We start from the raw sequence: 12,113 nt of genomic DNA, 5'->3' as shown, positions 1-12,113 counted from the left end.
ATGAAGAAAATAATATTGTTGTTTACAATTGCTGCCGGGTTCGTATTTACGGCAAGGGCGCAGAAAGATGCGGAAGCTAAAACTATACTTGCCCAGGTGAGTAAAAAATACCGTTCTTACGATATGGTTAAGGCCGATTTCAGTTTTACGATGGAGAATCCGCAGGCAAAAGCTAAGGAAACACAGGCGGGGACTTTATATGTACAATCTAAAACGAATAAATACAAAGTTGTGCTGAGCAATCAGGAGATGTTGAGTGATGGCAAAACACTCTGGACTTATCTTAAGGAAGAAAAAGAAGTGCAGGTAACCAATGTAGACCACAGTGCTGATGCTTTAAATCCGGCAAGGATATTTACAATTTATGAAACTGGCTATAAATACATCTATAATGGCGAGCAGAAGTCTGGCGCTAAGACTTACCAGGTGATTGACCTGACTCCTATAGACATCAGTAAAACGATATTTAAAATCCGGCTGAATATTGACAAGGCGACTAAACAGATCTCGAGCGCGCAGGTTTTTGAAAAAAACGGCAATAAATACAGTTATACCATCAAGTCTATTGTGCCTAATGCAAAGGTACCAGCTGGTACTTTCGCTTTTGATGCAAAAAAATATCCTGGCGTAGAGGTCGTAGATTTAAGATGAGAATCACAATTTTAGGAACAGGTACGTCACAGGGGATTCCCGTTATCACATGCAATTGTGCGGTATGCCAGTCGGACGATCCGCGTAACAAGCGCTTGCGGGTATCTGTGCTGATCGAAACCGGAGATAAAACCATTGTGATTGACAGTGGTCCGGATTTCAGGTACCAGATGCTCCGTGCTGAAGTGAAAGATCTGGATGCGATATTGTATACGCATGAGCATAAAGATCATGTAGCGGGCCTGGATGACATCCGGCCATTCAATTATCTGCTTAAAAAGAATATTGATATTTACGCCACAGAGCGTGTACAGCAAGCGTTGAAAAAAGAGTTTTCCTATATTTTTGCGGAGGCACACTACCCGGGACTGCCTCAAATAGATTTGCATACGATTACGGATGAAATTTTTGAGGTTGGGAAAACGAAAATCATTCCGATTGATATTATGCACTATAAATTGCCAATTTTGGGGTACAGGATTGGTGATTTTACTTATATCACGGATGCCAAGACGGTTTCGGAATCATCAATGGAGAAGTTGAAAGGGACAAAGGTTTTGATAGTCAATGCTTTGCAGCGAGAGCAGCACATTTCTCATTTCACTTTGGATGAAGCGATTGCGTTTGCAGAGCGGGTGGGAGCGGAGACTACCTACCTCACGCACATCAGTCATAATCTGGGTTTACACGCGGAAGTGGAAAAAGAATTGCCAAATCATATAAAATTAGCTTACGATGGCTTGATAATATCAACTGAATAAATCTATATTTGCAACACAAAATACCCAGGTGGCGAAATTGGTAGACGCACCAGCTTGAGGGGCTGGCGCTGGCAACGGCGTGGGAGTTCGAATCTCCTCTTGGGTACACTTTTTTAAAGCCTAACATGTTGATTGTTAGGCTTTTGTGTTTTTAATTTCTCTTTTTAAGTCCTTTTTTTAAGCATTTTTTATATTCTGTGTATTCTTAATCTATTGATTTTTAGGTTGTTAGATGACTTTGTTTTTAGTTTCTTTCTTAACTTATATAATATCTCTTGTGAAGAAAAGTGTTTTAATATTTCCGCTTCCAAGGATATTATAAGAGAACAATTTCGTCATGGTCTATATTGGCCTAATAGCTTGTTATAAAGCCTGAATTAGCTATTGTACAATAGGCCAGAATATATAAACAACAAAGTATAATAGATTAGCCGCTTTTTCTTCAACACTTGGATATAAGTCTATGCCATTAAAGGTTTGATATATTGTGGCAATTGAACTTTTAAAAGATTCATCTTTTTCGTTTCCAAATAATGAACTGCCTCCGAATTTATCTTTGAGATCATGTATTGCTTGTTTTGCTTCGACATAATTTATGACAAATAGTTGTTCGGCAGTTGTTCCTTCGATTATTAATTGCTGATGATCATACTTGTCTAATATAGACAGTGCATATGCATAATCTGTTACTACTCTCAATAGCCCGGTAGCTTCATCTGTATTTAATGATTTGTTTTCAAGTATGGTGCTTAAAAGATTTACGGTGTTCTTTAAAGAGTTTAGTTGTTCATTTTGTTCTCTCAACCTCATTTCATTTAAAGAATAACCCTTTACTAGATATTCTTTAAGAATTTTATTTGCCCAGATACGGAATTTTGTTCCCTCTAATGATTTTACCCGATAGCCGACTGAAATTATTACATCTAAGCTGTAGAAATTTACTGGCCTATCGGAATTAGCAATGTGCATTTTTTGCACATTGCTTTTTTCCTCCAGTTCTTTTTCCTTAAAGATATTGTTAATGTGCTTAGTGATTACAGTTCTATCCCTTTTAAACAAATTTGTTATTTGAGCTTGGTTTAGCCAAATCGTCTCATTTTCCAGTTTAACTTCAATAGAAGTAGTTCCATCATTGGTTTGATAGATAGTGATTTGATCTTTAAATGTCATAACCCGAATGTGATATATGCGAACTTATGTAAAAGGGATCTATAAAACCCAACTTTGGGATTAAAAAATAAGCTTCTCAATGGGAATGAGCATCTATAATTTACATGGATTTAAATAATCTATACAGAATTAAATTTGATTCTGCCAAGTTTTTAATTCGAACTAACTTTGTCTATGGAGCTGAAATTTTCAACTTGTCGGATCAATTTTGTTAAAAATCTACAAATTTTTTGGATCTCAAATCTTCAATAATGGGTTCTAATATCATACAGAAGGCAATTAAATGTTCTATGTAATTCTCTTGATGGGTACAACTGGACTTTGAACACTTCAAAGTCCGGTTTTTTTATGCAAAATCTGGGTTTTTTGATATCTCAGCCTTGTTCAAAGTATTCCTGCCAATGGTTCAGTCTGGTAAGGGGGGAAGAGGAGATTAGCTTAGAACTATTTTAATCCAGTTGGTGTCATATCTTTTCTTTCGAAACATATTACTTCATAGCAACCGCAGGCGGTTATTTTCATAACGCTGTGGGCATTTTTCTTTAATTATTGACATTAATCAAGTTGACTTGAGTTTCTTTAGGTGCTGTTCCTGCGCTTTGAGCCGTTTTTGGTTACGGCGTATTTAATTCAAATTCCTATACTCAACTGGTGTCATTCCTGTCCTTTGTTTGAATAGACGGGTAAAATGTTGTTGGTATTTAAAGCCGAGATCGGAGGAGATGTTATTAATAGATTTTTTAGGATCAAATATCTTGTTTTTTGCTTCTTCAATTATCCTTGATTGGATGTAGTCCAATGCTGTGTTTCCAGTTTCCTTTTTAATCAGGTCCCCAAAATAGTTTGGTGACAAATGCAATTGATCGGCGCACCAGGCAACAGTCGGGAGACCCAAGTTGTGAGGAAGATCTGATTGGAAGTAGCCTTTCAATAGGTTTTCAAACCGTACAAGCAGATCGTTATTGACATTTGTACGGGTGATAAACTGGCGATCGTAAAAACGCATGCAATAATTAAGGAAAAGCTCAATATTGGATACGATCAGTCTCTTGCTATGTTTGTCGATATTGGAGTCAATCTCAGAGACAATCTTTATAAAGCAGTCGTTAATCGTTGCTCTTTCTTTTTTTGAAAGATGGAGCGCTTCGTTCACATCGTACGAGAAAAATGAATAGTCCTTAATGTGGTTCCCAAGATGCGTGCCGACAATCAGATCGGGATGGAATACCAGTGCTTTACCCGAGGGCTTGATGATTTCCCCTTTACTGCTAATGCCGTACACTTGGCCGGGTGCAATAAACACAAGTGTGCCATCTTCATAATCATACGGTTGACAGCCGTATCGCATATCCCCACATTTGATGTACTTCAGGAATACAGCATATATGCCCATATATCTTTGAAATTGATGATAAGTTGGGATCTCATCAAAATCAACCACGCTTACCAATGGGTGCAGTGTATCCACACCCATAGATTCGTTGTATTGCCTTACCGTATCAATCCTTTCTACGTCTTTCATGTTACAAACTTAATAAACCTAAGCTATTGAGCACTAATGCCGATACGATATCAGTAAAAGTGGTAAATAATACAGTAGTACGTATAATGCCGAAGCTAGGCATATTGGCGATATTTGTACCATTGACTTCTTGTAGTTAAATAAGGATAAGAAAAACTGGAAGGTTGGAAACTATCAATTAAATTTAGATGAAAAAGAATGGTCAAAAAATATTAATGATCGCTTGCTATTTAGCAGCAATGCTGTCATGTAACAATAAAAAAGCAGAAAAAATGAATACAGAAATTCCAAAAATCAGTGATTTCCCTACCGGAGAAGAAAATGCGGTGTATGCACAATATTTTACAGGTAAATCTTATCTGGCAACACTTACAACCAACAAGGATTTGAACGTTCCCATGGCTAATATAACCTTTGAACCTGGTTGCAGAAATAATTGGCACAGGCACACCGGCGGACAGATTTTAATTGTCGTAGGCGGTGAAGGACTTTATCAGGAGAGAGGGAAACGTTCAAGACACCTGCAGTTGGGTGATGTTGTAGAAATTGCAGCTCATGTGGAGCATTGGCACGGAGCGACGGCAAATAGCTGGTTTTCACACATAGGCATAACTTGTAATCCGACAATCAATGAAAATGTTTGGCTTGAAGCTGTAACTGATAAAGTTTTCGGTGAAGCTAATGATCAGATTAAAAAATAATGGGAATAAACAAGTGGAAATGGATAATGACGCTATCTGGTGTCATTTTAACTACTATAAATATGAATGCACAGCGTAAAGATATCCTGGATATTCAACAGCAAAGCCTGATAACGATTTCTGCATTGACGGCGATCGGAAAACTTGAAGCGCTTAAAATTCAGTTAAATAAAGGATTAGATAATGGATTGACTATTAATGAAATAAAAGAGGAGTTGGTCCAGCTTTATGCATATTGCGGTTTTCCACGAAGTTTAAATGCAATTAATACATTTAAGACTGTTGTTGAGGAAAGAAAAGCTAGTGGCATAAAGGATGTTAATGGTGATAAAATCATCGTCGCAAATACTCCTTCTGATAAATATGACCAAGGGAGAAAGGTGTTGGAAGAACTGACCCGAACGGCACAATTAAAACCTGCACCGGGCTTCGGAGAATTTGCGCCCCGGATAGATGCTTTTCTAAAAGAACATTTGTTCGCAGACATCTTTGCGAGTGATGTCCTCAGCTATCAGCAAAGGGAGCTGGTCACCATTGCCGCTTTGGCCTCGATACCTGGAGTTGAGGGGCAATTGCAGTCCCATATCAATATGGGGAAAAATACGGGCATTACAGTTGCCCAACTGGAACAGCTTGCAAAGCTGATCGAAACCCATGTGAGTATCACCCAGGCAAATACGGTTAGACAGCTCATTGAAAAACCACTTGTTCCGGTAGTTAAACCAGAGATGATGGTACGCATTTCAGAGATTGAAATCTTACCTGAATATCTAGAGCAGTATAATGCTATCCTGAAGGAAGAAGCCTCTGCCTCTGTGAAACTGGAAGCAGGCGTCATTGCCATTTTTCCAATGTACCAAAGGGAAAGCCCTACCCAGATCCGCATCATCGAAATGTATGCCGATAAGGCTGCCTACCAGTCGCACCTGATAACTCCCCATTTCCTGCACTATAAGACTACTACGCTAAAAATGGTGAAATCGCTGAAATTGGTTGATATGGAAAGCCTAGATAAAGAGACCATGCTAGAAATATTCAGAAAGTTGAACTAGGAGTTGGTATATTCCTGAAAACACAAATTTATTTTTAGTTGGCGGCAAAGTTCGACCCTCTCTGGGATTCCATCCCGATAAAACGAGTTCGTCATCTGCATGCTCAATCGGTTGTTTCATATTCTTATGCTCATTTTGTTTGGTATCCAATAACTGTTTGGCAGATTGAATTTCTTAACTTTGTATTATGGCTGCGAAAATCGAACGTCAGGTGTCAGAATTCAATAGTGAGTTAAAGCTGAAAGGTTTTAATGTATGGCAGCTTGAGGCTGACAGCCAAGCAACAAAAATCTATAACCGCAAGGATTTCTATAAGATCTGTCTTACTACCGGAAGAAGTATCGTTCATTATGCGGATAGGAGTTTCGAGCATGAGGGGACGATTTTGTTCTTTGGCAATCCGCACATTCCCTATTCGTGGGAAACGCTATCTACCACTTATGTTGGCTATACCGTGCTTTTTTCTGAAGACTTTTTTAATGCCTTAGCGCGCAGTGAGAGCCTGCAGCATTCCCCATTATTCAAAATAGGGGGGACACCGATACTCAAAATTGATGAGGAAAAAAGGGCCTTCCTGAACTCTCTTTTCTTAAGAATGATAGCCGAACAAAAGAGCGATTATGCCTTTAAGGATGATCTGATCAGAAATTACATCAACCTGATTATCCATGAAGCATTAAAAATCCAGCCATTAGCTGACTTCGATCATCACAAAAATGCGGCAGGTCGCCTGACTGCTGTTTTCTTCGAGCTATTGGAAAGGCAGTTTCCTGTAGAAACCACTGATAGGCCGCTAAAGCTCAGAACGGCGCAGGATTATGCCATCGCACTGAATGTGCACGCCAATTATTTAAACCGTGCGGTAAAGGAAGTTACTGGAAGACCAACAACTGCTCACATAACAGAACGCATCATTACCGAGGCTAGGGCACTGCTGATACATACCGATTGGAACATTTCAGAAATCGCCTATGCGCTTGGCTTTGAGTATCCAACTTATTTCAATAATTTCTTTAAAAAGGCGACAGGGAGCAATCCAACATCCTTCCGTTCGGAGTTGGTTTGAATTTCTTAATTATTGGTTTGATAATCTTTAACTACAGGTACGGCAATGACCGAACTTTGTGGTATGAAAGATATCTTCCATAGATTAAAAGCGGGTGAGCTTGTTCACCTGGATGATCCTGAATTCTATAGGGTAGATGAGGTAGTTCATCGTACCATTGCCCTATCCCCTTTACTTAACGCTTCGACAAATATCAATGATGCAAGGAGTAAACTGAGTGAAATTATTGGCTCTTCGCTGGATGAAAGCACAACGGTGTTCACTCCATTTTATACCAACTTTGGCCGTTTTATTGACATTGGTAAACATGTATTTATCAATCATGCCTGTTCATTTTTGGATATGGGAGGGATTACACTAGAAGACCACGTTCTTATCGGTCCGAGGGTAAATCTTGTTACGGAAAACCATCCTTTATCTCCATCTGAAAGACGGGGAATGCTATGTCAGCCCATTCTGATTAAACAAAATGCTTGGATTGGTGCTGGTGCAACCATATTGCCAGGTGTTACCATCGGGGAAAACGCTGTGGTGGCAGCAGGTGCGGTAGTAGCCAAAGATGTTCCCGATAATGTTGTCGTGGCTGGTGTTCCCGCAAAAATAGTTAAAAAAATAGGGCATGATCACTCATAACACAAAAATAGAATGAAAAAAGCATTAGCAATCGGAATACTGGCTCTAGCAACAGGAGAATTATTCGCACAAAGTGTAAAATCAAATTCAGAAAAAATGGATACCTCAAAGGAACATTACACCTTCCAGTTAAGTGATAAAGTAACCCGTCAAAAAGTAAGTTTCAAAAACCGCTATGGAATTACATTAAGTGGCGATTTGTATCTTCCTAAAAAAAGAGGGACTGAAAAATTATCGACACTGGCCATCAGCGGTCCTTTTGGTGCAGTAAAACAGCAATCTTCAGGATTGTATGCAAACCAAATGGCAGAAAGGGGCTTTGCTGCCTTGGCATTCGACCCTTCTTACACTGGCGAAAGTGGCGGTGAACCAAGAAATGTGGCATCTCCGGAAATCAATACCGAAGATTTTAGTGCCGCTATTGACTTTTTAGGTTTGCAAAAGAATGTGGATAGAAACCAAATAGGTATTATCGGAATTTGTGGTTTCGGCGGATTTGCTTTGAACGCGACTGCCATCGATAAACGTGTGAAAGCAGTTGCAACCACGAGCTTGTATGAAATGACCAGGGTAATGTCGAAAGGCTACAATGATTCGATCACATCGGAACAAAGAGCCAAAACACTGGAAGATTTGGGCCAGCAACGTTGGAAAGATGCCGAAGTTGGAAAACCAGCTGATGGTCCAAGAAACTTACCCGAAAAGTTAAAAGGCGATGAACCGCAATTTATAAAAGAATATTTCGATTATTACAGAACGTCTCGTGGTTTTCATGTCAATTCAGTGAATTCAAACGGGGCATGGTTGGTAACCAATCCAATCTCATTTATGAATATGCCTATCTTAAGTTATGTAAAAGAGATTTCGCCACGACCAATGTTGTTGATTGCAGGAGAAAATGCACACTCAAAATATTTCAGTGAAGATATTTACAACGCCGCTGCGGAACCCAAAGCGCTAATGATTATTCCAAATGCGGTTCATGTTGACCTGTATGATCAAGTTGATGTGATTCCTTTTGATAAACTAGATGCTTTTTTTAGACAGAATCTCAAATAGTTGACTTTATAAACAAAGCTAGACAGCATGTGAAATTTACCAATACTTACATTTCCATTTTGGAATGATTAGGTGGTTGTAAACTCAATGCCTGCAGATGTAAGTTGCTCCATGATGTAAGTGCTTCTTAGACATTCCTGAGTATTATTTACGATTCCTATGCAACCATCTTTATACATGATCGGGCCACCACTTAAGCCTTTCATGTTGGCCATTACTTTTTCAAGGGCGTAGACGTTAGTCATGATAAAATGTTTGTTGGCAATTTTGTTGACTTTAACAGTTGGATCTGAATTTATTTGAGTTGAGTAACTGTTGTAAAACCTGATGTTTTTATCGGGTTCGTTCAGATCATCAGTATCGATAGCCCAGTCTTTAGGAGCATCCTTACTGAATCCGTTTAATTCCACTGTATCTCCGGGTTGCAGCTGGTTCGAACTTAATTTAATGAAACTTTTGGGATGATATGAGATTTTACCAAATGCTAAATCCATGTAAAGTTCGGATCTGTACGCATCTTGCAGCACATACTCTTTAAACTTAACTTCTATAAGTGCTTCCTTGTCATTTATTAATGCAAAATATTTACAGGTCGGATCTTTAACTACATGTCCTGCAGTGATGAAAAAGCCATCCTTATTGATGAAGAATCCTGTTCCACGATCTATAATTTCATGATTTGGATTGCGGACCAGAATGCTAAAACAACTTTGCTCGGTATTTGCTGACATGTATTTTTGGATTTGAAATGTAAGTATAAAGATACTAATTTGGCCAGGATAAAGGTCTGATAAATGTGCTTGAGGTTTTGAATCAATAGGATAGTCTCTCGCGAATTTCCAGTTCTAAATTTAACAGTTGATATATATAAGGAAAATCAAATAAAAATCTGTAATTTCAACATACTCACCTGATCTTCTATTTATGCCGGTAACCGGAGATTTGTTTTACCATCAATTGCCAGAAAGATCCCTGTCACTCAGCAAACTGCTGAATAATGAAAAATTATTTCATCGGGTTCCGGCCGATTGGCATGTAATTATCACGGATATTAAGGGCTCTACCCAGGCTATACTCCAGGGGCAGCACGAAACGGTTAACCTTTTGGCCACCGGTAGTATTGTTACCGTTTTGAACCTTGTATTTAAAAGAGGAATTAGTATCCCTTTCTTTTTTGGCGGGGATGGGGCAACCTTTATCGTCCCTTCGTCGGTAGTAGATGTACTTATGGATTTGCTCTTGCTTTACAAGCAAAATGTACTGCTTAATTTCGATTTAGAACTTCGGGTAGGGACTGTGCCTGTGCTGGAGATTTATGATCATGGTGATGAGCTGAAGATCAGTAAATTCAATATGGCAAAATCTTTTGCCATTCCGGTGCTGCTGGGCAATGGGCTGAGCTATGCAGAACGGTTAATTAAAGCCGAGGATTACTTATTCGGAAAGCAAGGCAATGGGGTTGACAATCTGGATCTTAGTGGCATGCAATGCCGTTGGGATAAGATCGGGCCTCCGGAAAACAGCAATGAAGTGGTCACACTATTGGTTGTTACTGGTAAAAAGAGGCTGCAATCAAAGGCCTTCAGTAAAGTCATCGCTTTGCTGGATGATATTTACGGAGAGCAGCGGATCCGGCAACCCATTTCTGTGGCGAAACTTAAACTCAAGACAACTTTTAACCGATTGAAGCGTGAAATGCGTGCCGGGATCGGTAAAATCAGGTGGTTTGGATTGATCGAGACCTGGTTAATCAATTTATACGGTTATATTTATTTTCGCACCGCGCGTGGTAAATATTACCTGAATCGTTTGGTGGAAATGTCAGATACCCTGGTGATTGACGGGAAGATCAATACGGTGATATCTGGTAATGAACAACAAAGATTAAAATTGCTCAAAAAGCTTGATCAGCTGGAATCGGAAGGTGACATTTTATACGGCGTTCACATCAGCAGGGATGCGGTCATGTCTTGTTATGTACGCGACCTGGAGGACGGTCACATTCATTTTGTCGATGGCTCTGAAGGTGGGTATACCCAGGCGGCAGTGATGTTGAAAACCAAAATTAAAAACCACAGCTAATGTGGCGTAGATTTTAAAAAATTAACACATCATCATTTCAGGGGTCTTCTCTGTTCCATATCATCTAAGCCCCAAATGGCCATTGCAGACAATACTGGCTGTAATTTTGCGCCTGCCTGAGTTAAAGAATAGGTCACGAATGGAGGAACAACCGGTTCGGCAGTTCTTAACACGATGTCGTCCAGTTGTAATTGCTTTAGATGCTGGATCAGCATTTTTTCGGTGATCTCAGGAATGGCACGTTTTAATTCACTGTAACGCTTAGGTCCGTTTGACAAATGATACAAAATAATGGGTTTCCAGTGTCCACCTATTTTGTTCATGACATAAGTTACAGGGCATGAAGTAGCAGATGCCTGCTTGTTGAAATTGCGGGTAGAACTTTCTTTAATTGCGGTCATGGTTACATACTTTGGGGTAAGTACTTGTATAAAAGTAAGTACAAATATACCTTTGTATTCAACAATTTAAAATATAATATTATGAATTTTACAATCACAGGATCACTAGGAAATATCAGTAAACCATTGGCAGAGATTTTAATTGCAGCTGGACACCAGGTTACAATCATCAGCAGTAGCGATGCAAAGGTCGAAGCCATTGAAGCCATTGGCGCAACGGCGGCTATTGGCTCAGTAGAAGATGTCGCTTTTTTAACGGAGGCATTTTCGGGTAAAGATGCAATCTATACCATGGTGCCACCAAATTTCGGCGCTTCAAACATCAGGGAGTTCATTTCTTCCACTGGAGAAAAATATGCCGAGGCCATCCAAGCTGCAGGTGTTAAGCGGGTAGTTAACCTGAGTAGTATCGGAGCCGATTTAGATGGGGGCACAGGACCTATTTCCGGTTTGCATGATGTAGAGCAAACTTATAGCAAGCTAGATGGTGTGGCTGTTAAACATTTGCGTCCGGCATTTTTCTATATCAATTTCCTGGCGAATATCGACATGATTAAACATGCTGGTATATTGGGGTCAAATTACGGGGCAGATACACCACTGGTATTGGTTCATCCTAAAGATATTGCAGTGGTAGCTGCAGAAGAACTGGCGGCGGGATTTTCAGGGAAAAGCGTACGTTATATAGCCAGTGATGAAAGTACCGCTGGAAATGTGGCCAGTGCATTGGGGGCTGCTGTGGGTAAGCCAGAACTTCCATGGGTAGAATTTAAGGATGAAGATGCTTTGCAAGGTATGGTTCAAGCAGGACTGCCGGAGCCAATGGCTAAAAGTTATGTAGAAATGGGTGATGCGATGAGGAGTCATAAGTTATTTGAACATTACTTTAACAACAAGCCATCATCTATCGGTAAAATAAAGCTAAATGATTTTGCAGTTGAATTTGCTAAGGCATTTTAGCCTTGACTTTGTGATAGAAATCCACCTTTATTGATTTGAGGGTGGATTTTTATTT

Annotated in this window: 13 protein-coding genes and 1 tRNA gene; 10 read left to right on the top strand and 4 right to left on the bottom strand. The window is 39.6% G+C overall.

The genetic code is table 11. From position 1 onward, the window contains the following. From IM797_RS25705 to IM797_RS25695, 3 genes are all read left to right on the top strand, one after another. Positions 1-651 carry an outer membrane lipoprotein carrier protein LolA gene (locus IM797_RS25705; protein ID WP_194130088.1) on the top strand — a complete coding sequence of 217 codons (651 nt, stop codon included), beginning with the start codon at positions 1-3 and terminating at the stop codon, positions 649-651. Next, positions 648-1,412 carry an MBL fold metallo-hydrolase gene (locus IM797_RS25700; RefSeq protein WP_194130087.1) on the top strand — a complete coding sequence of 255 codons (765 nt, stop codon included), beginning with the start codon at positions 648-650 and terminating at the stop codon, positions 1,410-1,412. The genes IM797_RS25705 and IM797_RS25700 overlap by 4 nt, the downstream gene beginning before the upstream one ends. A 22-nt stretch (positions 1,413-1,434) precedes the next feature. After that, positions 1,435-1,518: transfer RNA gene (locus tag IM797_RS25695), tRNA-Leu, on the top strand. A gap of 275 nt (positions 1,519-1,793) precedes the next feature. Here the strand turns inward: IM797_RS25695 and rhuM are convergent. Beyond that, entirely contained in the window at positions 1,794-2,582 is a 789-nt protein-coding gene (gene rhuM, locus IM797_RS25690; protein ID WP_194130086.1) for a RhuM family protein, read from the bottom strand. Between the two features lie 625 nt (positions 2,583-3,207). Then, positions 3,208-4,104 carry an AraC family transcriptional regulator gene (locus tag IM797_RS25685; protein WP_194130085.1) on the bottom strand — a complete coding sequence of 299 codons (897 nt, stop codon included), beginning with the start codon at positions 4,102-4,104 and terminating at the stop codon, positions 3,208-3,210. 188 nt (positions 4,105-4,292) lie between these two features. Here IM797_RS25685 and IM797_RS25680 point away from each other — a divergent pair, with 188 nt between their 5' ends. From IM797_RS25680 to IM797_RS25660, 5 genes are all read left to right on the top strand, one after another. Continuing rightward, complete coding sequence (locus IM797_RS25680; RefSeq protein ID WP_228099125.1) at positions 4,293-4,805, top strand: cupin domain-containing protein; 513 nt, start codon at positions 4,293-4,295, stop codon at positions 4,803-4,805. Beyond that, positions 4,805-5,857 (top strand): carboxymuconolactone decarboxylase family protein, encoded by a 1,053-nt coding sequence (locus IM797_RS25675; RefSeq protein ID WP_194130084.1) that lies wholly within the window; start codon positions 4,805-4,807, stop codon positions 5,855-5,857. The genes IM797_RS25680 and IM797_RS25675 overlap by 1 nt, the downstream gene beginning before the upstream one ends. Before the next feature lie 187 nt (positions 5,858-6,044). Next, positions 6,045-6,923: an AraC family transcriptional regulator gene (locus IM797_RS25670; RefSeq protein WP_194130083.1), complete on the top strand. Its 879-nt coding sequence runs from the start codon at positions 6,045-6,047 to the stop codon at positions 6,921-6,923. Between the two features lie 63 nt (positions 6,924-6,986). After that, complete coding sequence (locus IM797_RS25665) at positions 6,987-7,556, top strand: DapH/DapD/GlmU-related protein (protein ID WP_194130082.1); 570 nt, start codon at positions 6,987-6,989, stop codon at positions 7,554-7,556. A 12-nt stretch (positions 7,557-7,568) separates the two neighbouring features. After that, positions 7,569-8,615, top strand: a complete 1,047-nt coding sequence (locus IM797_RS25660) for an alpha/beta hydrolase (protein ID WP_194130081.1) — start codon at positions 7,569-7,571, stop codon at positions 8,613-8,615. A 68-nt stretch (positions 8,616-8,683) separates the two neighbouring features. On the opposite strand, the gene IM797_RS25655 is transcribed toward IM797_RS25660, so the two are convergent. Further along, positions 8,684-9,346 (bottom strand): trypsin-like serine protease, encoded by a 663-nt coding sequence (locus IM797_RS25655; RefSeq protein ID WP_194130080.1) that lies wholly within the window; start codon positions 9,344-9,346, stop codon positions 8,684-8,686. 193 nt (positions 9,347-9,539) lie between these two features. On the opposite strand from IM797_RS25655, the gene IM797_RS25650 reads away from it, so the two are divergent. Beyond that, positions 9,540-10,697 (top strand): DUF3095 family protein, encoded by a 1,158-nt coding sequence (locus IM797_RS25650; protein ID WP_194130079.1) that lies wholly within the window; start codon positions 9,540-9,542, stop codon positions 10,695-10,697. A gap of 32 nt (positions 10,698-10,729) precedes the next feature. Here IM797_RS25650 and IM797_RS25645 read toward each other — a convergent pair whose 3' ends face one another. Then, on the bottom strand, positions 10,730-11,098 hold the full coding sequence (locus IM797_RS25645; protein WP_304622295.1) for a helix-turn-helix domain-containing protein: 369 nt from the start codon (positions 11,096-11,098) through the stop codon (positions 10,730-10,732). An 81-nt stretch (positions 11,099-11,179) separates the two neighbouring features. Between IM797_RS25645 and IM797_RS25640 the strand changes: the two genes are divergently transcribed. Further along, on the top strand, positions 11,180-12,058 hold the full coding sequence (locus IM797_RS25640; RefSeq protein WP_194130078.1) for an NAD(P)H-binding protein: 879 nt from the start codon (positions 11,180-11,182) through the stop codon (positions 12,056-12,058). The last annotated feature ends 55 nt before the right edge of the window (positions 12,059-12,113 follow it).

The organism is Pedobacter sp. MC2016-24 (genome assembly GCF_015223055.1).
Taxonomy (GTDB): domain Bacteria; phylum Bacteroidota; class Bacteroidia; order Sphingobacteriales; family Sphingobacteriaceae; genus Pedobacter.
This window is presented reverse-complemented; position numbering and strand designations above follow the sequence as displayed.